The 22,380-nt window shown below is 73.8% G+C and carries 22 protein-coding genes; 10 read left to right on the top strand and 12 right to left on the bottom strand.

All coding sequences use genetic code 11. The features are described 5' to 3' along the window. Positions 1–44 precede the first annotated feature (44 nt). Positions 45–1,244 carry an MFS transporter gene (locus LX15_RS08490; protein WP_253668950.1) on the top strand — a complete coding sequence of 400 codons (1,200 nt, stop codon included), beginning with the start codon at positions 45–47 and terminating at the stop codon, positions 1,242–1,244. On the opposite strand, the gene dnaN is transcribed toward LX15_RS08490, so the two are convergent. Beyond that, positions 1,222–2,367: a DNA polymerase III subunit beta gene (gene dnaN / locus LX15_RS08485; RefSeq protein WP_253668949.1), complete on the bottom strand. Its 1,146-nt coding sequence runs from the start codon at positions 2,365–2,367 to the stop codon at positions 1,222–1,224. The two genes, LX15_RS08490 and dnaN, sit on opposite strands and share 23 nt — an antisense overlap. Before the next feature lie 106 nt (positions 2,368–2,473). Here dnaN and LX15_RS08480 point away from each other — a divergent pair, with 106 nt between their 5' ends. Continuing rightward, positions 2,474–3,970, top strand: a complete 1,497-nt coding sequence (locus LX15_RS08480; protein WP_253668948.1) for a CehA/McbA family metallohydrolase — start codon at positions 2,474–2,476, stop codon at positions 3,968–3,970. 116 nt (positions 3,971–4,086) lie between these two features. On the opposite strand, the gene LX15_RS08475 is transcribed toward LX15_RS08480, so the two are convergent. From LX15_RS08475 to LX15_RS08465, 3 genes are all read right to left on the bottom strand, one after another. Beyond that, positions 4,087–5,349 (bottom strand): MFS transporter, encoded by a 1,263-nt coding sequence (locus tag LX15_RS08475; RefSeq protein ID WP_253668947.1) that lies wholly within the window; start codon positions 5,347–5,349, stop codon positions 4,087–4,089. A 1,035-nt stretch (positions 5,350–6,384) separates the two neighbouring features. Continuing rightward, on the bottom strand, positions 6,385–7,059 hold the full coding sequence (locus tag LX15_RS08470; protein ID WP_073479947.1) for a Crp/Fnr family transcriptional regulator: 675 nt from the start codon (positions 7,057–7,059) through the stop codon (positions 6,385–6,387). Positions 7,060–7,231: 172 nt separating this feature from the next. Next, on the bottom strand, positions 7,232–7,480 hold the full coding sequence (locus LX15_RS08465) for a hypothetical protein (protein WP_253668946.1): 249 nt from the start codon (positions 7,478–7,480) through the stop codon (positions 7,232–7,234). A gap of 237 nt (positions 7,481–7,717) precedes the next feature. On the opposite strand from LX15_RS08465, the gene nth reads away from it, so the two are divergent. The 4 genes from nth to LX15_RS08445 are packed head-to-tail and all read left to right on the top strand — an operon-like array spanning position 7,718 to position 10,951. Further along, positions 7,718–8,419 carry an endonuclease III gene (gene nth / locus LX15_RS08460; protein ID WP_253669058.1) on the top strand — a complete coding sequence of 234 codons (702 nt, stop codon included), beginning with the start codon at positions 7,718–7,720 and terminating at the stop codon, positions 8,417–8,419. Continuing rightward, positions 8,416–9,069 (top strand): TlpA family protein disulfide reductase, encoded by a 654-nt coding sequence (locus LX15_RS08455; RefSeq protein WP_253668945.1) that lies wholly within the window; start codon positions 8,416–8,418, stop codon positions 9,067–9,069. The genes nth and LX15_RS08455 overlap by 4 nt, the downstream gene beginning before the upstream one ends. Further along, entirely contained in the window at positions 9,069–9,770 is a 702-nt protein-coding gene (locus LX15_RS08450; RefSeq protein ID WP_253668944.1) for an NUDIX hydrolase, read from the top strand. Before LX15_RS08455 ends, LX15_RS08450 begins: the two co-directional genes overlap by 1 nt. After that, entirely contained in the window at positions 9,767–10,951 is a 1,185-nt protein-coding gene (locus tag LX15_RS08445) for a MarP family serine protease (RefSeq protein WP_253668943.1), read from the top strand. Before LX15_RS08450 ends, LX15_RS08445 begins: the two co-directional genes overlap by 4 nt. 18 nt (positions 10,952–10,969) lie before the next feature. On the opposite strand, the gene LX15_RS08440 is transcribed toward LX15_RS08445, so the two are convergent. The 3 genes from LX15_RS08440 to nhaA form a co-directional block, all read right to left on the bottom strand. After that, a complete protein-coding gene (locus LX15_RS08440; protein WP_253668942.1) occupies positions 10,970–11,902 on the bottom strand; it encodes an alpha/beta fold hydrolase in 933 nt (310 codons plus the stop codon). A 15-nt stretch (positions 11,903–11,917) separates the two neighbouring features. Next, a complete protein-coding gene (locus LX15_RS08435; protein ID WP_253668941.1) occupies positions 11,918–12,451 on the bottom strand; it encodes a phage holin family protein in 534 nt (177 codons plus the stop codon). Positions 12,452–12,611: 160 nt separating this feature from the next. Then, on the bottom strand, positions 12,612–13,805 hold the full coding sequence (gene nhaA, locus LX15_RS08430) for a Na+/H+ antiporter NhaA (RefSeq protein ID WP_253669057.1): 1,194 nt from the start codon (positions 13,803–13,805) through the stop codon (positions 12,612–12,614). Between the two features lie 192 nt (positions 13,806–13,997). Between nhaA and LX15_RS33035 the strand changes: the two genes are divergently transcribed. Continuing rightward, entirely contained in the window at positions 13,998–14,789 is a 792-nt protein-coding gene (locus LX15_RS33035) for a sulfite exporter TauE/SafE family protein (RefSeq protein WP_253668940.1), read from the top strand. 86 nt (positions 14,790–14,875) lie between these two features. Here the strand turns inward: LX15_RS33035 and acs are convergent, their stop codons facing one another. Together acs and LX15_RS08415 are read right to left on the bottom strand one after the other, a co-directional pair. Continuing rightward, positions 14,876–16,867 carry an acetate--CoA ligase gene (acs, locus tag LX15_RS08420; protein ID WP_253668939.1) on the bottom strand — a complete coding sequence of 664 codons (1,992 nt, stop codon included), beginning with the start codon at positions 16,865–16,867 and terminating at the stop codon, positions 14,876–14,878. 162 nt (positions 16,868–17,029) lie between these two features. Then, a complete protein-coding gene (locus tag LX15_RS08415; protein WP_253668938.1) occupies positions 17,030–17,659 on the bottom strand; it encodes a GNAT family N-acetyltransferase in 630 nt (209 codons plus the stop codon). Positions 17,660–17,751: 92 nt separating this feature from the next. Between LX15_RS08415 and LX15_RS08410 the strand changes: the two genes are divergently transcribed. Both LX15_RS08410 and LX15_RS08405 read left to right on the top strand, forming a co-directional pair. Next, positions 17,752–18,507: a Fic family protein gene (locus LX15_RS08410; protein WP_253668937.1), complete on the top strand. Its 756-nt coding sequence runs from the start codon at positions 17,752–17,754 to the stop codon at positions 18,505–18,507. Between the two features lie 156 nt (positions 18,508–18,663). Further along, positions 18,664–18,870 (top strand): DUF5988 family protein, encoded by a 207-nt coding sequence (locus tag LX15_RS08405; protein ID WP_200797352.1) that lies wholly within the window; start codon positions 18,664–18,666, stop codon positions 18,868–18,870. Here the strand turns inward: LX15_RS08405 and LX15_RS08400 are convergent. Next, positions 18,834–19,187: an ArsR/SmtB family transcription factor gene (locus LX15_RS08400; RefSeq protein WP_253668936.1), complete on the bottom strand. Its 354-nt coding sequence runs from the start codon at positions 19,185–19,187 to the stop codon at positions 18,834–18,836. The two genes, LX15_RS08405 and LX15_RS08400, sit on opposite strands and share 37 nt — an antisense overlap. A gap of 99 nt (positions 19,188–19,286) precedes the next feature. On the opposite strand from LX15_RS08400, the gene LX15_RS08395 reads away from it, so the two are divergent. After that, positions 19,287–20,456, top strand: coding sequence for an MFS transporter (locus LX15_RS08395; RefSeq protein WP_253668935.1), 1,170 nt, complete (start codon positions 19,287–19,289; stop codon positions 20,454–20,456). Here LX15_RS08395 and murQ read toward each other — a convergent pair. Together murQ and LX15_RS08385 are read right to left on the bottom strand one after the other, a co-directional pair. Continuing rightward, complete coding sequence (gene murQ / locus LX15_RS08390) at positions 20,411–21,343, bottom strand: N-acetylmuramic acid 6-phosphate etherase (protein WP_253668934.1); 933 nt, start codon at positions 21,341–21,343, stop codon at positions 20,411–20,413. The genes LX15_RS08395 and murQ overlap by 46 nt on opposite strands. After that, positions 21,340–22,275 (bottom strand): MurR/RpiR family transcriptional regulator, encoded by a 936-nt coding sequence (locus LX15_RS08385; RefSeq protein ID WP_253668933.1) that lies wholly within the window; start codon positions 22,273–22,275, stop codon positions 21,340–21,342. Before LX15_RS08385 ends, murQ begins: the two co-directional genes overlap by 4 nt. Positions 22,276–22,380 lie beyond the last annotated feature (105 nt).

Raw genomic sequence — 22,380 nt, 5'->3', positions numbered from 1 at the left:
TAACCATTGACCGGTAACGCCCGGCCTGATTACCGTCCAAACCTGTGACTGGTAACGCGTCCTACCGCGACCTGCTTCGCGACCCTGGTCTCCGTTCGTGGCTGCTGGTGCTGCTGTGTCAGCGTTTCCCGGTCGCGCTCGCCCCCCTGGGCATCCTCTACCTCGGGCAGGCCGTCGCCGGCTCCACGGCCTTCGGAGCGCTCCTCGTCGGCGTCTACGCGGTCGCCGAGGCCGTGCTGGCCGGGCCTCTCGGCCGCCGGTTCGACCGCGTCGACGCGCGCCGCGAGCTGGCGCTCGTTCTCGGCGCGGAGGGGGTTCTGTTCGGCGTGGTGGCGCTGGGGGCGCACGTCCTGCCCCAGGCGCTCGTCGTCGTGCTGGTGGCGCTCGGAGGGGCCGTGGCCGCGGGCGCCCACGGCGGCCTGCGCGCCATCGCGATCCGACTCGCACCACCCTCGGCGGCCCAGCCGGTGCTCGCGGTCGAGTCCGCGGTGAGCACGACCGTGTGGACCGCGGCTCCCGCCGTGGTCGCCGGGGTCCAGGTCGCCGTCGGCCCCGTCGCGCCGACGGTGCTCATCGCGGTGATCGCGTTGCTCGGGGTGCTCGCCAGCCTGAGGCTGCGCGACCTCCCTGCGGTCGCCGCCGCGTCCGGTGGTGAGCGCGCCGGCTGGACGACGGTGCTTCCGGCGTGCGCGCAGTCGTTCGCCGCCATGCTCGTCGTGGGCGCGGCCACCGTCGCCCTGCCCGACCTCCTGCCCCTGCTCGGTGTGGACGGCAGATGGTCGGGTGGCTGGCTGACCGCCATGTCGGTCGGGGGCGTGCTGGCCGGTCTGGTCTGGGGGCGACGACAGTGGCCTGGGCGCGCCGAGGTGCAGTCCGCCCTGCTGCTGGCGCTGATGGCGGTGTTCGTCGCCGGCGTCTTCCTCGTCCCGGCGGCCGGCATCGCGTTCGGTCTGGTGGTGCTGGTCGGCCTGCTGGAGACGCCGACGAACGCGGCCCGGTCGCTCGCCGTGCAGCGGGGTGTTCCCCAACGGCACTGGAGCATGGCGTTCTCCGCGATCTACGCGGCCGGCGGCCTGGGATACGGCGCCGCGGGCGTGTTGGTGGCGGCCGGGCTGGAGTTGTCCGGACCCCGAGGGGCCGTGCTGGGCTGCACGGCGTTGGCGCTGGTGGTGACCGCCGTCGCCGCGGCGTGGGAGTTGCGGCGGCCCTCGACGGCGACGATCACCGAGGTCGGATCGGCATGACCACGTACCGCAGGTCGACGCCGTTCGCCGCCGGTTCCGCGGCCGTGATCCGCGACGCCTGGTGGACACCTCGCATCCCCAGCCGCACCGCGGAGCCGGAGAACGCGCTGAGCGCCTCGCCCAGATACCGCGCCCGGAACACCCGCGCCACCGGGTCTCCGTCCACGGTCGCCGGCACGGTCTCCTCCGCCTCGCCCGAGGCCGGGTCCGAGCCCTGGACCCGCAGCGCGTCGTCCCCGACCTCCAGCCGAACGGACGAGAACGGGCCGGCGTACGGGGCGACCCTGCGGACCGCCGCCGCGAGCCGGTCGGCGTCCACCAGCACCTCGCAGTCCACTGTGGACGGAAGATAGCGGCTCTCGTCGGGGAACGGGCTGTCCAGCACGCCGCAGGCCACCGTGGTCCCGGACCAGGACACGGCGACGCGGTCGGCGCCGGATCCGGTCCGCCGCACCTCGACCGTGGACGCGGCCGAGACCTGTCGCGCCACCTCCGCCACCAGCGCTGAGGGGAGCAGCACGTCAAGCCCACCCCGGACCGGTTCCCAGGAGAGCGAGGCGACCGCCATCCGGTAGCGGTCGGTCGCCACCAGCACCAGGCGTTCCCCCTCGGCCCGGATCCGGAGGCCGGTGAACGCCGGCACCGTGTCATCCCGCGACGCGGCGCCGGCGACCGGGAGGGCGGCGGCCGCCAGGAGCGAACCGGGGACCCGGCCCACCACCTCCGGCGGCTCGGGCACACCGGGGTGCGCGTCGAGGTCGAGCAGGGGGAGGGCGAACCGGGCGCCGGGTGTGCGGACCGCGAGCCGGGAGCCCTCCACGACGAGTCGGACGTCCGGCGCGTCCAGGGCGCGCGCGGTCGCGGCGAGCGGGCGGGCCGGGACGAGCGCCGCGCCCGCCAGGCGGGTCGTGGCGTCCCGCCGCAGACGGACGGCGCGGTCCCGGTCCGTGCCCGCGAGCACGAGGCCGTCCGGCTCGGCCCGGACCAGCAGGCCGGCGAGGACGGGGTCGAGCAGACGCGGGGGAAGCAGTCGGACCACGTTCCCCGCCGCCTCCGCCAGGTCCGAGGTCCGAACGGTGACGTCCATGGCGACCTCCGCGGCGACGGACGTGGCGACGGTCATGACGTGGACGGTAGGCAGCGGCCCCGACATTTCCCGTTCACCGAATGGAGGTTTCCCCGGGGAAGGCCAGGGCCGTAGCGTCACGACGAGGGGGCGGGAGGCGGTCATGTGTGAGCGACACGGCGCCCACCTGAGCCGGCGGACGTTCTTCGTCGCCGGTGGCGCGGCCCTGGTCGGGACGGTGTTCCCCGCGGCGGCGGAGGCCGAGGCGGAGGAGACCCGCACGGTGACCGGGCGCTTCGAGCCGGGCGCCCCGGACTGGTACTACCTTCCGGTGACAGTGCCGGCCGGCGTGCGGGAGATCGAGGTCCGGTACCGCTACGATCGGCCGCAACCTCCACCCGGACTTCCCGGCAACGCCCTCGACATCGGCTGCTTCGATCCGTCAGGGCACGATCTCGGCGACCACCGCGGCTTCCGCGGCTGGTCCGGAGGGTTCCGCGACGGTTTCGTCATCAACGCCGGTGACGCGACCCCGGGCTACCTCCCCGGACCGATCGAGCCGGGGACCTGGCACGTGATCCTCGGTCCGTACACCGTCGCCCCGCAGGGGATGAACTACGCGGTCGACGTCACGCTCCGGTACGGCCCGTCGGGACCCCCGCACATCCCGGTCCCGGCGCCGGAACGGGCGCGCGGCCGGGGGCGGGCCTGGTACCGCGGTGACTGCCACCTGCACACCATGCACTCCGACGGACACCGCACACCGGGCCAACTCGCGGCCGCGGCCAGGGCGGCGGGGCTGGACTTCGTCGCCTCCACCGAGCACAACACCCCGTCCGCGGGACTGCGGTGGGGCGAGCACGCCGGGCCCGACCTGCTGATCATCGACGGAGAGGAGGTCACCACGCGGTCCGGCCACTGGCTCGCGCTGGGCCTGCCCGTCGGGCACTGGATCGACTGGCGGTACCGGGCCGAGGAGCCCGACCGGTTCCGGCGGTTCCGGGACGAGGTGCGCGCGGTGGGCGGTCTGACGGTGGCGGCGCACCCGTACTGCCCCTACGTGGGCTGCTCCTGGGGCTTCGGCTACCGGGACGTGGACCTGGTCGAGGTGTGGAACGGCCCGTGGACGGCCGACGACGAACACGCGGTCCGCACCTGGCACGACCTGCTGTGCGCGGGGCACTGGGTGCCCGCGATGGGCAACAGCGACGCGCACAGCGAGTCGGACGTGGTGGGGTTGCCCCAGACCGTGGTGTTCGCCGACGACCTCGCGACCCGGTCGATCCTCGCCGGGCTGCGCGCGGGGCGGGCGTGGCTGGCCGAGTCGAGTCGGGTCGGGCTCGCCCTGCGGGCCTCGGGTCCCGGGGCGCACGGCGCGCGACCCGCCGGGATCGGCCAGCGGTTGCGGGTGGGACCAGGCGCGCCCGTCGACGTGGTCCTGGAGGTCTCCGGGGCGCCGGGGTGCGAGGTCCGGCTGATCACCCCGGGCGGCGTCGCGCACAGCGCCGCGGTGCCCGCGTCCGGCTCGGCCGTGGTGCGGTGGTCGACGAGAGCGCGGGAGGCCGCGTGGGTGCGGGCCGAGGTGCGTCGCCCGGTGCCCACGGACACCACTCCCGACACGATGGTCGCCCTGACCAACCCGATCTTCCTGGGAGTCTGAGCCGCTCTCGGCGACCGGTCCCGCCTGGCGGTGGGGGAGCCCTCCAGCGCTCCGGCGCCGGACCGGCCTCGGGAGGAGACCGGTTCCGGCGCCGGAAGCGGGGTGGGGGACGGGCGTCAGGGGGCGACGAGGGTCCGGTCGTTCCGCGACGTGGCGGACTCGTTCGCCTTCGGCGCGCCGCGCCGGACGGTGTCGCGGAAGAGCCAGACGACCACGGCCAGCACCAGCCCGGAGCCGGCGGCCGCCAGGAAGGCGCTGCTCGGTCCGTGCGCCTCCACGAGCTGGCCGCTCAGCGACTGGCCGGCGGCCAGCCCCAGCGTCACCGAGGTGACGACCCAGCCGAACGCCTCGGCCGCCATCGCCGGCGGGGCCACCTGCTCGATGGTGGCGGAGTGCGCCGTCGACTGGGGCGTGATCAGGGTGCCGACCGCGAGCAGCGCCATCGCGAGCCCCAGCAGCGAGGACGGCAGCGCCGGCAGCAACAGCAGCAGCGAGAACCCGGCGAGCAGGGCGGGCAGCCGCAGGTGCATCGGCCGAGGCCAGGGGCGCATGCCGTAGAGGACGCCGAAGACCACGGAACTCAGCGACCACATGCTGAGGAGCAGGCCGCCCATGCCGGGGTGGCCGGCGTCGCGGGCCGCCGCCGGCACGGCGACCTCGACGAACCCGATCGTCACGCCGAAGCCGAACGCGGCGACGGCGAGGGTGCGCATGCCGGGGCTGGTCAGCGGGCCGAGCAGCGAACCACGCGAGCGTTCCGCCCGTTCCGGCCGCCAGGAGCGGACGGTGGCCGTCCTGGCGAAGCCCAGGCCGCCGAGCGCCATCAGCGAGGCGGCGACGACGAGGCTGGTGCCGGGCCACGGCGCGGCCATGAGCACGCCGGCCAGGCCGGGGCCGAGGATGAAGAAGACCTCCATGCTGATGGCCTCGTAGGCGTAGGCCGCGTGTCGCGCCTGTCCGGCGGGGAGCAGGCGGGACCACATCGCCCGGGAGGCCGGGCTGACCATGGGCTCGGTCAGGCCGGTCATCGCCGCGAGCACCACGAGCAGGGGCACGGGCGCGCGCAGCTCGATCGCCGTGACCTCGATGGCGACGACGACGGCGAACAACGCGACCGTGATCGTGAGAGGGCGCGTCGGGCCGAACCGGTCGTACAGCCGTCCCTGGACGACGGACCCGGTCGCCACGCCGACGAGCGCCCCGGCGGCGACCAGGCCGGCCGCGGCGAACGACCCGGTGGTCCGCTCGACGTAGAGCAGGAGCGAGAGCCCCACCATCGCCACCGGGAGGCGGGCCAGCAGGGACGCGAGGACGGGTCCGCGCGCGCCCGGCGTGGTCAGCGCGGCGCGGTAGTCCGCGAGGGAGGCAGAGTGGGACATGCGTACCAGTCTGCCAAAGAGTGGTACGGGCGTACCACTCTTTACTGGTGGGATTCGTCACGCCCGGCCGCCGGCCCTGGTGGCGCGCGAGCGGCGGAGCGGTTCTGGCGCGCACTCCTGAGACCGCGGCGGCCAACCTCGTCGTAGGTCAGAACAGGCGGCGTCGACGGGACATTCCGTCGTTCTCCGGCCGCCTCGGTGACCGCCGGTGCGGCTGGTCCGTCAGGGGGGAGTTTCCGCGGGCGGTCCGAAAAATGCGGTCACACACCGTGAGATTTGTTGCGAAAGGGTCACGACGATGCGTGTTCTGGGTGAATCCAGGCAACGAATGGCGGTTTTTGGCCGTCCTGGAGGGTGACAACGCTTGAGTGGGCGGGTCCCGCGCCGCCATGGTGACGGTGTCGGTCGTGTCTTCAGCGGGTATCCCGATCACAGCAGGTTCGCAGACAGCCGCACCCCGTCGCTTCCTCCGGCGCAACGGGTCGGGGCCGAGAGCGCCGGAGGCGGGGGAGCGTGGTCGGTCGGGGGACGGACCACGCCACACACGGGGGGTCGGTGCGCCGCGTCGGGGGCGGCGCCCGACCCCCCGTGTCATGTCCGGAACCGTTGGTTCACCGTCCTGACCAGGAGTTCTGGAAGCGTGCGCCGTGGTCTTCCCGGTGACCAGGAGGGGCGTCGCGGCTGGGCGCCTTCATGGCCGTCGGCCGCGCCAGCACCCACTCCCTCCCATATCGCCGCACCCGCTCCACGCGAGGCCGGACGGACCGGTCGCTCGCGATCACGCCTGGGCGGCGACCCCTGTTCCGGGGGACGTCGTCACCCCCTCGACCGAGTGAGAGGGAGATCCAGTGCCCTCCTCCCCGGACCGCCGTCGTCCGTGCCCGAGACAGACGTGAAGGCCATGCGCGAGCGCGCATGGCCTTCACGTCGTCGTTCCCGAGGACCGCGCGGCATCGGGAGAGCGCCGCGCGGCCAGTGGCCCTCTCCCCACCGGGGAGGACCGAGATCACCGCCGGGCGCCGCCCGGCGCCGTGGTCAGCGGGCCCGGCGGGCCAGGCGCTCCGGGTCGAGGATGAGCACGCTCTTGCCCTCCAACCGGAGCCAACCACGGTGCGCGAAGTCCGCCAGCGCCTTGTTCACGGTCTCCCGCGAGGCGCCGACGAACTGCGCGATCTCCTCCTGCGTCAGGTCGTGGGTGACCCGCAGCAGGCCGGCCTCCTGGCTGCCGAAGCGCTGGGCGAGCTGGAGCAGCGCCTTCGCCACCCGGCCCGGCACGTCGGTGAAGATCAGGTCGGCCAGCATGTTGTTGGTCCGGCGCAGTCGGCGGGCCAACACCCGCAGTAGCTGCTCGGCGATCTCCGGCCGCTTGCCGATCCACTCCCGCAGCGCGGGGCGGTCCATCGTGTAGGCCCGCACCTCGGTGACCGCGGTGGCGGTCGAGGTGCGCGGGCCGGGATCGAAGATCGACAGCTCGCCGAACATGTCGGCCGGACCGAAGATGCCCAGCAGGTTCTCCCTGCCGTCCGGCGACTTCCGTCCGACCTTCACCTTGCCGGACTGGATGATGTAGAGCCGGTCGCCGGGCTCTCCCTCCGAGAAGATCACATGGCCCCGCGGGAACTCCACGGGCTCCAGCGACTGCCCGAGCGCCTCCGCAGCAGCCGGCTCCACGCCCTGGAAAATGCCCGCGCGGGCCAGGGTCTCGTCCACCTCGTCCCTCCTATGAGACGCGGCGGCCGTCTGTCCAGTGCCGGCCCTCTCCTGCGCAGGAGCCGGCGAGGTGCCGCCGATCACTCAGAGCAGTCTAGGCCCTGTCCGCGCGATCCACGCCACGGCACCATCGGGTCCCGCCCCGGGGCGGCTTCACCCTGATGGATGAGGGCTAGCCGCGCGGCCCCCTGGGCCGCCGAGCGGCCCGGCCGCCCACGCGGCGGAGGCGGAACAGTTCGAGGGCGCGACCGATGCCGAACCGGAACAACGCGCGCACCTCGTCCGGTCGGGCGTTGTCCAGCAGCTCCCCGACCTCGTCCTCGCGGACCGCGACGTGTCGGAGGCGAGCCTCGACGCGCTCCATGAAGAGCGCGAAGAACATCACCACGAGGGGAACGACGACGACGAGCCAAGCAGTCATGGTGCCGCCGATCCTTGCGCATCCCCGGCGTGCGCGCACCCCCGGGTCGGGTGGGACCCGCGTCACATCTCGATCTTCTCCGTCGTGCCCGGCGTCTCGCCGTCGCGCCCGCACCCCGCGTCGGCGCGGACCCGTAGGCTGGTCGCCGTGCCCCCCACGACCCGCGGAGCAGGACAGCGCGGCGCAGACCGCCCGGTCGCGGAGAGCCGCGTGGCGCTCGTCCGCAGGGTGCGCCGGATGGTGCGGGCCCTGGCCGCCGGATATCCGGACGCGCACTGCGAGCTGGACTTCACCAACCCCCTCGAACTCACGGTCGCGGTGATCCTGTCCGCCCAGTGCACGGACAAGCGGGTGAACGAGGTCACCCCCGCGCTGTTCGCCAAGTACCGCACGGCGGCCGACTACGCCGGCGCCGACCGCGCCGAGCTGGAGGAGATGATCCGGCCGACCGGGTTCTTCCGGAACAAGGCCGCCTCCCTGATGGGGCTCGGCGCGGCCCTGGTCGAGAAGTACGACGGCGAGGTCCCCGGCCGGCTGGAGGACCTGGTGGCCCTGCCCGGCGTCGGCCGCAAGACCGCCAACGTGATCCTGGGCGACGCCTTCGGCGTGCCCGGCATCACCGTCGACACGCACTTCGGCCGGCTGGTCCGGCGCTGGGGCTGGACGGAGCACACCGACCCGGTCAAGGTCGAGCACGCCGTCGGCGAGCTGGTCCCGCGCAAGGAGTGGACCCTGCTCTCGCACCGCGTGATCTTCCACGGCCGCCGCGTCTGCCACTCCAGGAAGCCGGCGTGCGGCGCCTGCTTCCTGGCCAGGGACTGCCCGTCCTTCGGCACGGGCCCGACCGACCCCGCGGAGGCGGCGAAACTGGTGCGGGGACCGGAGACCGAGCACCTGATCGACCTGGCCGCCACGGTCAACGGCGGGGCGGCCCGGTGAGCGGACCCGCCGCGCCACCCCGTCGCGCCCTTCTCCGGTGGGCGCTGGTCGCCGTGGTGCTCGTGGTCGCCGCCACGGTGGCGCTGTGGCCGAGGGACCGGGCGTCCGACTCCGCCGGTCCGCCGGCGAGCGCCGCCGCGAGCGCGCGCCCCGAGCCCGATCTCGCGCCGCTGCGGGAGAAGGCGGCGCTGCCGCCGTGCCCGCCGGGCCAACCGGGAGCCGCCGCGCCGGCCGAGCTGGCCGGGCTGCGGGTCCAGTGCCTCGGCGACGGCACGCCCGTCGACCTGGGTGCGGCGTTGGCCGGCCGGGCGACCCTGGTCAACGTCTGGGCCTCGTGGTGCCAGCCGTGCCGCGCCGAGCTGCCCGCCCTCGCCGCCTACGCCGTGCAGCCGAACGCGGTGCCGGTCCTCGGCGTCCAGGTGCAGAGCGCGCAGGCGGACGGGTTGACGCTGCTCACCGACCTCGGCGTGCGCCTGCCCTCCGTGTACGACGGCGACGACGTCGTCAAGGGTGTCCTGAAGTTCACCACCCTGCCCTCGTCGTACGTGGTGACGGCGAAGGGCGAGGTGAAGCGCCTGCGGCTGACCGTGTTCCGGACCGCCGACGAGGTGCGTCAGGAGGTCGACCGGGTGCTGGGGGAGGGCGGCTGATGCGACCGGGACCCTTGGTGGACCCCGACGAGGTGCCGGAGTGGATGCGGCGGCTGGTGGCCGCGACCGAGGGGCTCGACGCGCGTGCGCTGACCAGGGTGCTGCCCCCGCCGTCCGACCGCGGGCGGCCGGCGGCCGTGCTGATGTTGTTCGGCGAGGACGGCATGGGGGAGGGCACGGGTCCCGACGTGCTGCTCCTGCGCAGGGCGGACCACCTCAACGCCCACCCCGGCCAGGTCGCCTTCCCCGGTGGCGCGCTCGACCCCACCGATGACGGGCCCGTCGCGGGGGCGTTGCGGGAGGCCGAGGAGGAGGTCGGCGTGCTGCCCTCAGGCGTCCGCCCGGTGGCGGTGCTGCCCGAGCTCTACGTGACCCCGTCCCGGTTCCTGGTCACCCCGGTGCTCGCGCACTGGCGCGAGCCCTGCCCGGTGCGCCCGGTCGACCCCGCCGAGACGGCGGCGGTGGCCAGGGTGCCCGTGGCCCACCTGGTCGACCCGGTCAACCGGTTCCGCGTGCGGCACCCCTCGGGCTACGTCGGCCCGGCCTTCCACGTGCCGGGGATGCTGGTCTGGGGGTTCACCGGCGGCCTGCTGTCCTCGCTGCTCGCGCTGGGCGGCTGGGAACGGGAGTGGGACACCGACGACGTGCGCGACCTGGACGTCGCCTGGCGGGCCGCCCGGAGCCCGGAGGAGGTCCGGTGAACTGGATCGACCTGGTCGTGGTGCTGCTCGCCCTGCTCGCCGCGGTCTCCGGGGCCCGCCAGGGCGTGCTCATCGCGCTCCCCGCGTTCGTGGGAGTGCTGGCCGGGGTGGTGCTCGGCCTGTGGCTCGCGCCGCAGATCGTGTCGCACTTCGACAACGTGGTGACCAGGGTCGCCCTCGGCGTCGCCGTGCTGGTGCTGTTGATCGCGCTCGGCGAGACGCTGGGGGTGTGGCTCGGCCGCACCCTGCGGGACCGGATCACCTCCCGCCGGTTGGCCGGCGTCGACAACGTGCTGGGCGCGGTCGTGCAGGGCCTGGTGGTGTTCGTCGTGGCCTGGCTGGTCGCGCTCCCGCTCACCAACGCGCCTGGCCTGCCGGGGCTGACCTCGGCGCTGAAGGGTTCGCGGGTGCTGGGCACGGTCGACTCGGCGATGCCGTCCGCGGCCAGGCAGCTCCCCGACGACCTGCGCAAGCTGCTCGACGTCTCTGGGTTTCCCGCGGCGCTCGCCCCGTTCGCGAACACCCCGGTCCAGGAGGTCCAGCCGCCGAACCCGGAGCTGCAACAGAGCCCGACGGTGCAGCGGGTGCGGGCCAGCGTGGTGAAGATCCGCGGCAAGGCCCCGTCCTGCTCGCGGGCGTTGGAGGGGACCGGGTTCGTGGTCTCGCCGGAGCGGGTGATGACCAACGCGCACGTGGTCGCCGGCACCGACGAGGTCGCCGTCGAGATCGGGCGGGGCAAGCTGCCGGCCAAGGTCGTGCACTACGACGCCGGCAAGGACGTCGCCGTGCTCGCCGTGCCGGACCTCACCGCCCGACCGCTGGAGTGGGCGCCCGGCGAGGCGCGGTCCGGGCAGGACGGCATCGTCCTGGGCTACCCCCTCGACGGCCCGTACACGGCCAGCGAGGCCAGGGTCAGGGAGAAGATCAACCTGAAGGGGCCGGACATCTACGAGGCGCGCACCGTCCAGCGCGAGGTCTACACGGTCCGGGCGACCGTGCGCAGCGGCAACTCGGGCGGCCCGCTCGTGGACACCGAGGGCAGGGTGCTCGGCGTGGTCTTCGGCGCGGCCGTGGACAACCGGGAGACCGGGTTCGTCCTCACCGCGGCGGAGGTGGCGCAGGAGGTGCGGATGGCGCCCCAGCTCACCACCCGCCAGTCCACCGGGTCCTGCGCGGCCTGACCGCGCCGGCCGCGCCGGTCAGGACACGGAGGCGGAGAGGAACTCGGCCAGGATGCGGCTCGTCGTGTGCGGCGCCTCCTGGTGGGGGAAGTGCCCCACCTCGGGCAGCAGGCGGTAGTCGGACCGCGGCCCGGTCCAGATCGCGGAGGACCGGGTCGTGGGTTCGAGCATGCAGGGGTCCAGCGCGCCGTGGAGCCGCAGGACCGGGACGCCCAGCCGACGGTCCACGACCTCGGCGAAGCGCCGGCCCTCGCCTCTGAGCTGCGAGCGGACCGCCCACCGGAAGTACTCCAGGGAGCAGTGCGCCACCCCGGGCACGAGCATGGCCTCGCGGTTGCGGCGCACCGCCTCGTCGAACTCGGGAGCCACCGTCCACTTCGGACCGGACCAGGCGCGCATCATGCGTTCGACGGCCCCGGCGTCGTTCCGGGTGAGCCGGCGTTCGGGCAGGATCGGGAACTGGGCCGCGAACACGTGCCGCGCGGCGCGGCCCTGGCCCCTGGGATGACGCCAGATGGCTCGGCGCAGGGCCAGCGGGTGGGGCGCGGCGAGCACCGCGACGTCCCGAACCAGCCGGGGGTGCATCGCGGCGACCGTCCACGCCAACAGCCCGCCCCAGCCGTGCCCGACCACGGAGGCGCGGCGTTCGCCGAGCGCGCGGACCAGGCCGGCGATGTCGCCGGCCAGCGTCCATCCGTCATAGCCGCGCGGGGGCTTGTCGGAGTCGCCGTACCCCCGCAGGTCCACGGCCACCGCGCGGAACCCGGCGTCGGCCAGTCCGATCAACTGGTGCCGCCACGACCACCAGAACTCGGGGAAGCCGTGCAGCAGCAGCACGAGCGGACCGTCCCCGGCCTCGGCGACGTGCAGCCGGATCCCGTTGGCGGACACGTCGCGGTGCGTCCACGGCCCGCTGATCCGAACCGTGGCCGGGTCGGGTGGCGTCGGCACGGCGGCCAGGGCGGGTCAGGCGGTCGGCGCCGAGGAGCGTCGCTCCGCCTCGGCCGGGTGCTGGTCGCCGAGGCTGGTCAGCCGCTCCGCGGTCTCCCGCACCGTGGTGATGGTCCGCTCCGGCTTGCGGATGCTGCGGACCCTGCGGTAGCCGAGGTAGCCGAAGAAACCGGCGGTCAGCAGCATGACGACGAAGACGATGCCGAACGCGGCCGATCGGTACAGGCCGAGGTCGGCGAGCAGCTCGGCGACCGCGAAGAACAGGAAGAACGACGCGAAGACGAGCACCGCCAGCGCGAGGATGAAGTAGACGCTGCCGCGGACGCCCTTCTTGACCTCGGCGGCGATCTCCATCTTGGCCAGCTCGACCTCGGACCTGACCAGGGTGGACAGGTGCGTGGTCGCGTCGCGCACCAGGCTGCCGAGGGACTGGTCTCCGGGCGCGTCGCCCACCCGTTCCTCGGTCAGCGGGATGGACGGGACGGGCGGCAGCCCGCCGTCGGCCCGGCTGCCGTTGTGTGGGTACTGGCCGCTGGTCACGTCGGTCATCGTGCCATGTGTCCCCTCGTCGCCCCGCCTGACCGCGCCGCACGGTGGCGGGAAAGCGTTTCCCCGGTCGGCTGCGCCGGCGGTGTCCTCGGTTTCCTCGGCGTCCTCGCGGTCCCTGGTGACCCCGCCGGCCCAGGTGCCGTCACCGCCGCCGCGGCCTTCACTCGTCGTCCGCGGCGTTCGGGCCGCCGCCGTTGTTGCGGTGGACCCGGCTCCGGCGCACGAGCATCGCCGCGGCGAGGAGCGAGGCGACCGCGGAGGCCAGCAGCACCGCCGCCTTCGCGCGCTCCGCGGCGTCCGTGTCCAGCGAGAGGTCCGCGATCAGCAGGCTCACCGTGAACCCGACGCCCCCGAGCATCGCGACCGCGGCCATGTCCCGCCAGGCCAGGTCGTCCGGTTTGCTCGCGACCCCCAGCCGCACCGCGAGCAGCGACGAGCCGAAGATCCCGACCAGCTTGCCGACGACGAGTCCGACGATCACGGCGATCGCCACCCGGTCCATGGTGAGCGCGCGCAACGCGGCCCCGTTGACCGGCACGCCGGCGGCGAAGAACGCGAACACCGGCACGGCGAGCCCGGCCGACCAGGGCTGGAGGCGGTGCTCCAGCCGCACGGCCGGGGCCTCCTTCTCGTAGGGGTCCCGTCGCACCCTGGTGAGCAGGCCGAGCGCCACTCCGGCGATGGTGGCGTGGATGCCGGAGAACTCGACGGCGAGCCACGTGCCCACCGCGATCGGGACGTAAAGCCAGGGAGTGGTGACCCGCCTGCGTTGCAGGTAGGCGTACACCGCGCAGAGCGCGATCGCGACCGCGAAGGCCACCAGGTTGAACGAGCTGGTGAACAGGATCGCGATCACCAGGATGGCGCCGAGGTCGTCAACGACGGCGAGGCTGAGCAGGAAGACCCGCGCGCTGTTCGGCATCCCGGACCCGGTGATCGCGAGGACGCCGAGCGCGAACGCGATGTCGGTGGCGACCGGGATGGCCCACGCCTCGCCGGCCCCGGGGGAGCCCCACGCGACCGAGAGCGCGAGCGCGGCGGGGATCGTCATCCCGCCGACGGCGGCGATCACGGGCAGTAGCGCGGAGCGCAGGTCGGACAGTTCGCCGACGACGAGTTCGCGTTTGAGCTCCAGCCCCGCGACGAAGAAGAACAGGGCGAGTAGTCCGTTCTTGGCCCACTCGGCGAGGCTGAGGTCCATGTGCAGCGCTACCGGCCCCACCCGGAGGTCCCTGATCGCCTCGTACTGACCGCCCCATGGTGAGTTCGCCCAGATCAGCGCGAGTGCGGTGGCCGCGAGGAGGATCATGCCGCCGACCGTCTCCGTCCGCAGGTAGCGGGCGAACTCGGCCATGGCCTGGGTGGTGCGGGGTGCGCGGCGCAAGATCCACTCCCGGGGGTCGGCTAGCAGTCGTCCATCCTGCCGACCAGGCTTCCCGGCACACCCTCACGCAATCCTAACGGTCCGAACGGGTGATAAACAGATTCTTAGACGAGCTAATTATCACGATTCGTGCACACCGCGTGGGGGAATAGGGTGCGGAGCGTGATCGCACCACGGTGGAAGCTCGCGCTCATCGGGTTGGTCGCCGGCGCGATGTCGGGCCTGTTCGGCATCGGCGGCGGCGTGGTGATCGTCCCGGCACTGGTCGCCTGGTGCCGCCGCGACCAGAGACAGGCGGTGGCCACCTCGTTCCTCGCGCTCGGCCCCCTGGCGCTGGCCGGTGTCGTCGGCTACGCCCTGCACGGCCAGGTCGACGTCCTCATCGCCGTCCCCCTCGCCGCCGGGTCGATGATCGGAGCGTGGATCGGGGCGGCGCTGCTCAGCCGGGCGCCGCTGGCCTTCCTGCGGTGGCTGTTCGCGGTCGTCGCCCTGGCCACCGCGGCCAAGCTCGCCTTCGACCCCGGCATGGCCCCCGGCGAGGTCGACCACGAGTGGTGGCGCTTGGCGCTCCTGCTGCCGGTCGGCGTCCTGATCGGCGTGCTCGCCGCGTTGACCGGCATCGGCGGCGGCGCGGTCATGGTCCCGGTGATGCAGCTCGGGTTCCACGTGCCGGCGGCGCTGGCCAAGGGCACGTCGTTGCTGGTCATCCTGCCCACGTCCGCCCTCGGCGGCTGGCGGAACCTGCGCAACGGCAACGGCTCGCTGCGCGACGCCGCGTGGATCGGCGGCTCCGGCGTGGTCGCCACCGTCGCCACCAGCCAGTGGGCCGTGGTCATGGACCAGACGCTGTCCGACGTGTTGTTCGGCTGCCTGCTGGTGTTCGTCGCCGTCCGCACGATCTGGGGCGACCTGCGGAAGCTCGTCAGCCGAGGGAAGGCCCCCTCCGAATCATGACGGAGGCCTGACGACCGAGGTCATGACGACCGACGGGTGGGGGCGGCGGGACCCGGTCCCGCCGCCCCCACCCATCGATGCGTCCGTCACTCCTCCGATGAGGAGGGCTTGCGCAGCCCCGCGCTGATCAGGTCCATCACCGCCGAGTCCTGGAGCGTGGTCACGTCGCCCAGCGCCCGGTTCTCCGCGACGTCGCGCAGCAGCCGGCGCATGATCTTGCCGGAGCGCGTCTTCGGCAGCTCGGGCACGACCATGATCTGCCGGGGCTTGGCGATCGGGCCGATCTCCCGCGCCACGTGCTCGCGCAGCGCGGCCACGACGTCCTCCCCGGCCTCGGCCCCGCCGCCGCGCAGGATCACGAACGCGACGATCCCCTGACCGGTCGTCGGGTCCGACGCGCCCACGACCGCGGCCTCGGCCACCTTCGGGTGGGAGACCAGCGCGGACTCCACCTCGGTGGTGGAGATCCGGTGGCCGGACACGTTCATCACGTCGTCCACCCGGCCCAGCAGCCAGATCGCCCCGTCGGCGTCGTACTTGGCGCCGTCGCCGGCGAAGTAGCGGCCCTCGAACCGCGACCAGTAGGTCTCGCGGTAGCGCTGCTCGTCGCCCCAGATCCCCCGCAGCATGGCCGGCCACGGCTGGTCGAGCACGAGGTAGCCGCCACCGCCCCTGCCGACCTCGGCTCCGGTGTCGTCGACGACCTTCGCCGAGATCCCCGGCAGCGGGGCCATCGCCGACCCCGGCTTGGTCGCGGTGACGCCGGGCAGCGGCGAGATCATGATCGCGCCGGTCTCCGTCTGCCACCAGGTGTCCACGATCGGGCAGCGGTTGGCCCCGACGTGCTCCCGGTACCACATCCACGCCTCGGGGTTGATGGGCTCGCCCACGCTGCCCAGGACCCGCAACGAGGACAGGTCGTACCTGGCGGGGATGTCCGCGCCCCACTTCATGAACGTGCGGATGAGCGTGGGCGCGGTGTAGTAGATCGAGACGCCGTACTTCTGGATGATCTCCCAGTGCCGGCCCTCGTGCGGGGTGTTCGGGGTGCCCTCGTAGACCACCTGCGTCGCGCGGTTGGCCAGCGGGCCGTAGACGATGTAGGAGTGGCCGGTCACCCAGCCGATGTCGGCGGTGCACCAGTACACGTCGGTGTCCGGCTTGAGGTCGAACACCGCGTGGTGCGTGTACGCGGTCTGGGTGAGGTAGCCGCCCGAGGTGTGCAGGATGCCCTTGGGCCGCCCGGTCGTCCCCGAGGTGTAGAGGATGAACAGCGGGTGCTCGCTGTCGAACGCCTCGGGCGCGTGCTCCTCGGACTGTCCGTCCACCAGCTCGTGCCACCACAGGTCGCGGCCCTCGGTCCAGGCCACCTCCTCGCCGGTGCGCCGCACCACGAGCACGTGCTCGACGCTCGGGGTGTGCTGGACGGCCTCGTCCACCGACGCCTTGAGCGGGGCGGTCTTGCCGCGCCGGTACTGGCCGTCGGTGGTGACCACGACCCTGGCCTCGGCGTCCTCGATCCTGGACCGCAGCGCCTCGGCGGAGAAGCCGCCGAAGACCACGCTGTGCGTCACGCCGAGCCGGGCGCAGGCCAGCATCGTGAAGATCGCCTCGGGGACCATCGGCATGTAGACGGCCACCCGGTCGCCGGCGCGCAGGCCGAGCGAGGCCAGCGCGTTGGCCGCCTTGCAGACCTCCCGCAGCAGGTCGGCGTAGGTGATGGTGCGGGTGTCGCCGGGCTCGCCCTCCCAGTGGATGGCGACCTGCTCGCCGTGGCCGGACTCCACGTGCCGGTCCACGCAGTTGTAGGCGACGTTGAGCCGCCCGCCCGCGAACCAGCGGGCGAACGGGGCGTCCGACCAGTCCAGGACCCGGCTCCAGCGCGTCTCCCAGTGCAGCCGGTCGGCCTGCCTGGCCCAGAACGCCTCCCGGTCCGCGGCCGCCTCGTCGTAGAGCGCCGCGCCGGCGTTGGCCTGGGCGGCGAACTCCTCGCTCGGCGGGAACGCGCGGTCCTCGGAGAGCAGGTTGTCCAAGGCTGCGCTCTGCCCGGACCCGTCGGGGCCGGTCGCTCGGGTCATCGCGGAAGACCTCCCTGGGTTCTCGGCCTACAAGCCGGTCTCGGTCCTCGGCCACGTCGGCGGGGCCAGGTGACCTGCGCCCAACCTAGTGCGATCCACGCCACTCGAACAGGGCAATACCGAAAGAGGTTTAGACCATTCCCGCGACGCCCGCGCCGGCCGTCACTCGATGGAGTGATTTCGGGTCGGGTTGGCCAGCCGGTCCAGCAGGCGCGCCCTGGCCTCGGGCCACTCGTCGTCGGTCATCGAGTACTGCACGGTGTCCCTGACGGTTCCGTCCGGTCGTATCCGGTGCTTGCGGAGGACGCCCTCGCGGCGCGCCCCGAGCCGCTCGATCGCGCGTTGGGAACGCTCGTTGCGGATGTCGGTCTGCCACCCGACGCGCAGCGCGCCGAGCTGTTCGAACGCTCGCGACAGGAGCAGCAGCTTGGCCTCGGTGTTGATGCCCGTGCGGTGCCACGGCCGGCCCAACCAGGTGAAACCGATCGTCAGGGCGCGGTGGACGGGGTCGATCGCGTAGTACGAGGTGGTGCCCGCGACCGCGCCCGTGGCCAGGTCGACCTGCACCCACGGCAGCCGCTCGCGCCGCGCCGCGGCGGCCAGCTCGTCCGCGACCCTCTCCCGGGTGGCGGCGAGGTCGGCGGGCTGGGGAGCGCTGAGCCAGGTCCAGATCCCCGGGTCCGCGCCGGCCGCGTGCAGCCCGGGCGCGTGATCCGCCGTCAGGGGCTCCAGCCGGACGTGCCGGCCGGTCAGGACCGGCTGCTCCCACCACGCACCGTGATCAACGCTCATGCCCGGACCCTAGGAACGCGACCGCCACCCAGGGAACGTCCACTCCGGACCGATATCGCCGGGCCACCCCGCACCGGGTACTGTGCGCCGGCGTGAGCGCGGTGGCGGAAGACCCGCTGGGACGGCTGCTCGACCTGCCGGGTGTGCCGGAGGCCGTGCGGGCGGCGAGGGACGCCGTGGCGGAGGTGCACCGGCACCCGACCAACCGGCGCGGGTGGCCGACGACGGCCGCCGAGGCGTCGGTGCGGGCGGCCAGGGCGTCGGCCGCGCTCGACGGGGGCAGCGTGGAGATCCCGGCCGGCGGCGAGGTCACCGACCCCGTCCTCGCCGGGGCGTTGCGGGTCGCCGAGTCGATCGGGCCCCTGCTCACCACCTGGGAGCGGGCCCCGCTCCAGGCGCTCGCCCGCATGCACGTGCTGGCCGCGGCCGACCTCGTGCCGGCCGGCCGCTCCGAGGAGCTGGGCCGGCCGCGGCCCGGCGAGGAGATCGCCGCGCGGCTGAACCTGCTGGCCAGGGTGGTGACCGGAGGAACGACCGCTCCTGGGCCGATCGTCGCGGCCGTCGTGCACGGCGAGCTGTTGACGTTGGCGCCCTTCGGCTCGGGGGACGGCGTCGTCGCCAGGGCCGCCGGCCGGCTGGTGGGCATCGCCTCCGGTCTGGACCCGAAGGGGCTGGCCGTGCCCGAGGTGGCGTACCTGCGTCGCGTCGAGGAGTACCGGGCCGCCGCGGCCGGCTTCGCGACCGGCACCGCCGACGGGGTGGGGGAGTGGATCCGGTACTGCTGCCGGGCGATGGAGGCGGGCGCGCGTGAGGCCCGGTCCATCGCGGACGCGGCGGCGCAGGGCTGAGGCGCCCCGCGCTCGCCCGGTGCGCCCGGTGGGAGGGCCGCGCGCGGGTGGGACGACCACGGACGAGTGACGGTCACGGCCTCGTTCCCGGATGACACCGACGGTCACCTAGCCGGGTAATTGCTGCTCACTCCGTCCGGGCGGGACGGTTCAGGCATGAGCATCGCGACCAAGGCCGTCCTCGAAGGCGGCCCCGAGGACCTGACCGACCGGGTTGTGCCGATCACCCCGCCCGGGTTCGAGCTGAAGCTGCCCTTCCGCGGCGGATACGAGCATTTCAAGGTGACCCCGCGCTACCAGGAGACGCCGGAGGGACGGCTCCCCGTCTACGAGTGGATCTCCCGCACGGAGGTGGCGGAGTAGGACGGGCCGCCGGCCGCCGCGACCACCGAGGCGAGCAGGCCGGGGAAGCGGGCGTCGAGGTCCTCGCGGCGGAGCTGGACGTAGCGCAGCCGGCCCTCCAGTCGGACGTTGATCACTCCGGCCTCCCGGAGCACCCGGTAGTGGTGTGACGCCGTCGACGCGGTGACACCGATGCCCTCGGCCGCCACGGCGCAGCTCTGGGCGCCGTTCGCGGCCAGCCGGCGCACCAGTGTCAACCGGACGGGGTCGGCCAGCGCGTGGAGCACGGACACCAGGTCGATGCGGTCCCGGTCCGGCTGCGGCAGGGTCCTGTCCACTCCCCCAGGGTGCCACAACGCTTCGAAGGTTTGACAGGCATCGAAGTGTTGGTTCACGATGCGCCGGTGACACTTCGACAGTCATCGAACCTTTCGTCGGTGCTCGCGGTGCTGGCCCTCGGAACCTTCGCCGTGGGCACCGACGGATTCGTGCTCGCCGGCCTGCTCCCGGCGATCGCCGCCGACCTGGACGTCCCGGTGGCGGTCGCCGGGCAGCTCGTCACCCTGTTCGCGGTCACCTACGCGATCTCCGCGCCGGTCGTCGCGGTCGTCACCGCCCGGTGGAACCGCCGGGCCGTGCTCCTCGGCGCCCAACTGGTCTTCGCGGCCGGCATGCTGGCCCAGGCCATGGGCGAGTCGATGACGGTCGTCGCCGTCGGCAGGGCCGTGGCCGCGGTCGGAGCCTCGGCCTACGCGCCGACGGCCTCCTCCGTCGCGTCCGCGCTGGCGCCACCGGAACGCCGAGGCCGGGCGCTGGCCACCGTCCTCGGCGGCCTCACCCTGGCGACCGTGCTCGGTGTCCCGCTCGGCGTCCTGCTCAGCGGGTGGGGGAGCTGGCGGACGACGTTGCTGGTGGTCACCGCGCTCGGCGTCGTCGCCGCGCTGGGCACCGTCGTCGTGCCCCCCGTCCGGCTGCCCGTCGCCGACCCGCGTTCCCGGCTCACGGTGCTCCGCCGACCCGGCGTGCTCACCACCCTGCTGACCACGATGATGACGATGGCCGGCGCGTTCACCGTCTACACCTACCTCTCCGAGCTGCTCTCCCCGGTCGCCGCGGGAGGAACGCTCGGCGTGCTGCTGTTCGTCTACGGCGCGGCCGGCGTCGCGGGCAACACCGCGGCGGGGCGGCTCACCGACCGACACGGCGCCCGCGCGGTCGTGGTGGTCGCCTTGGCCAGCCTCAGCGTGCTGCTCCTCGCGTGGCCGGCCGCCCGGCTGCACCTGGTCGCCGCGACCGCGCTCCTCCTGTTGTGGGGAGCGCTCGGCTGGATGTTCTCCGCGCCCCAGATGCACCGTCTCATCGAGACCGTGCCCGACGCGGCGCCGGTCGCGCTCGGCTGGAGCTCCTCGGCGACCTACGCGGGCACGGCGTTGGGCTCCCTGCTCGGTGGCGTCGTCCTCGACGTGGCCGGAGCCGCCTGGCTCGGCCCCGTCGGAGCCGCCGCGTGCGCCCTCGCGCTCGGGCTGGTCGTCCTGCCGCGTCGGCGGGCGGCGCGCGCGGCTCAGTCGTCGCCGGCGGCGAGCCTGGCCAGCGCCTCCCGCACGTGACCGTCGGCCTTGGCCAGGGCGGCGGCGGCGCGCTGGACGTCCACACCGGACAACAGTCGGACCAGCGCGGTCTTGACGTCGCCGTTCGCCTCGGCCAGGGCCGTCGCGCACTCCCGTTCGCCCAGGCCGGTGGCCTCGCGCAGGATGCGCACCATCCGCCCCCGCAGCTTCGCGTTCGTCGCGACCAGGCTGACCATGAGGTTGGAGTAGGTCCGGCCCATCCGCACCATCACCGCCGTGGAGAAGGCCGTCAACGCCATCTTCTGCGCGGTGCCCGCCTTCATCCTGGTGGACCCGGCGATCGCCTCGGGGCCGGTGTCCAGCACCACCATGACGTCCACGTCGACCTGGCGGGAGACGCCGGGGTTGCCGGCGATCATCGCCGACCGCGCGCCCATCCTCCTGGCCGCGGCGAGCGCGCCGAGCACGAACGGCGTCCGGCCGGAGGCCGCGACCCCCACGACGAAGTCCGCGCCGCTGGCGTGCCGCTCGATCGCGGCCGCGCCGGCGGTGTCGTCGTCCTCGACGTTCTCCACGGCGCGCAGCAGCGCCGCGGGACCTCCGGCGTGGTGCGCGAGGAACCAGTCGGGCGGGACGTTGTAGGTCGGCACCAGTTCCGCGGCGTCCAGCACGGCGAGCCGGCCGGAGGTGCCGGCGCCGGCGTAGTGCACCCGCCCCCCGCCCCGCAGCACGTCGACCGCGATGTCCACGGCCCTGGCCAGGTCCGGCAGGGCCGCGCCGACCGCGTCGGCCACGGCGCGGTCCTCGTCGTTGATCAGGCGCAGCACGTCGAGCGTGGGTAGGCGGTCGATCTCCAGCGTGCGGGGGTTGCGTTGTTCGGTCGGGGAGTTCACGTCGACCGCCCGCCGTCGTGCGGCAGGGATCATTTGCCCGCCTCCCTCGGCCGCCGGCGCCCGTCCGGCCTCGGGCCGAGCCGGTGCCCGCTCACGGCCTCGTACGTCGAGGCCAGCGCCGCCTTCGCCGCGTCGAGGTGGTGCCTGGCCACGCCGATGAACAGGCAGTCGATCACCGTGAGCTGGGCGATGCGGCTGGCCATCGCCCCCGAGCGGAAGGTGGTCTCCCTGGCCGCCGTGGTGAGCACGTGGTCGGCGACCTCCGTGATCGGGGACCGGGGGAAGTTGGTCAACGCCACCGTCGTCGCGCCGCGCTCGCGGGCGACGCGCAGCGCCTCGACGGTCTCGGTGGTGGACCCGGTGTGCGAGATGCCGACCGCGACGTCGCCCTTCCGGAGGACCGCGGCCGAGGTCAGGGCCACGTGCGTGTCGCTCCAGGCGAAGCTGGTCAGCCCGATCCGGTGCAGCTTCTGCTGGAGGTCGAGGGCGACGAACGCGCTGGCGCCCACCCCGTAGACGTCCACCCTGCGCGCGGACGCGACCAGGCGCACGACCTCCTCCAGAACTCCCACGTCGAGCTGCTCCGCGGTCTCCTCGACCGCGCGGGCGTCGGCGTAGGCGACCTTCGCGACCACCCTGTGGAGGTCGTCCTCGGGCTCGATGTCGCCGCCGAGGTCCCGGTCGGCGCGGGCGGCCGAGCGCGCCGTGTCCGCGGCCAGCGCGATGCGCAGCTCCGGGTAGCCGCCGACCCCGATCGCCTTGCAGAACCGGGTCACGGTCGTCTCGCTGGTGCCCGCCGCCTCGGCGACCTCGGTGATGCTGCGGTGCGCGACGGCCGCGGGGTCGTCCAGCACCACCTTCGCGACCCGCTGCTCCGCCCTGGCCAGGCCGGGCAGCAGCGATCGGATCCGGACCAGGGGGCTCGTCTCCGCGGTGTCGGTGTGGGGACCGCTTTGCGTGCTCACGTGGGAAACTTACTAACAAGTAGCTCCAGGGTCAACGCATTGTGAACGATCCTGGCGCGGTTCGCACCTGCGGTTGCTGCCGTCAACTAACCATCTCATGAAGAG

It is taken from the genome of Streptoalloteichus tenebrarius, assembly GCF_024171885.1.
Classification (GTDB): domain Bacteria; phylum Actinomycetota; class Actinomycetes; order Mycobacteriales; family Pseudonocardiaceae; genus Streptoalloteichus; species Streptoalloteichus tenebrarius.
This window is presented reverse-complemented; position numbering and strand designations above follow the sequence as displayed.

Bases quoted from the DNA above. Each gene is read 5' to 3' on its own strand.
- dnaN (WP_253668949.1), bottom strand. From the start codon at position 2,367: ATGACCGTCGCCACGTCCGTCGCCGCGGAGGTCGCCATGGACGTCACC.
- LX15_RS08480 (WP_253668948.1), top strand. From the start codon at position 2,474: ATGTGTGAGCGACACGGCGCCCACCTGAGCCGGCGGACGTTCTTCGTC.
- LX15_RS08475 (WP_253668947.1), bottom strand. From the start codon at position 5,349: ATGTCCCACTCTGCCTCCCTCGCGGACTACCGCGCCGCGCTGACCACG.
- LX15_RS08465 (WP_253668946.1), bottom strand. From the start codon at position 7,480: ATGACTGCTTGGCTCGTCGTCGTCGTTCCCCTCGTGGTGATGTTCTTC.
- nth (WP_253669058.1), top strand. From the start codon at position 7,718: ATGGTGCGGGCCCTGGCCGCCGGATATCCGGACGCGCACTGCGAGCTG.
- LX15_RS08450 (WP_253668944.1), top strand. From the start codon at position 9,069: ATGCGACCGGGACCCTTGGTGGACCCCGACGAGGTGCCGGAGTGGATG.
- LX15_RS08435 (WP_253668941.1), bottom strand. From the start codon at position 12,451: ATGACCGACGTGACCAGCGGCCAGTACCCACACAACGGCAGCCGGGCC.
- nhaA (WP_253669057.1), bottom strand. From the start codon at position 13,805: ATGGCCGAGTTCGCCCGCTACCTGCGGACGGAGACGGTCGGCGGCATG.
- acs (WP_253668939.1), bottom strand. From the start codon at position 16,867: ATGACCCGAGCGACCGGCCCCGACGGGTCCGGGCAGAGCGCAGCCTTG.
- LX15_RS08415 (WP_253668938.1), bottom strand. From the start codon at position 17,659: ATGAGCGTTGATCACGGTGCGTGGTGGGAGCAGCCGGTCCTGACCGGC.
- LX15_RS08405 (WP_200797352.1), top strand. From the start codon at position 18,664: ATGAGCATCGCGACCAAGGCCGTCCTCGAAGGCGGCCCCGAGGACCTG.
- murQ (WP_253668934.1), bottom strand. From the start codon at position 21,343: ATGATCCCTGCCGCACGACGGCGGGCGGTCGACGTGAACTCCCCGACC.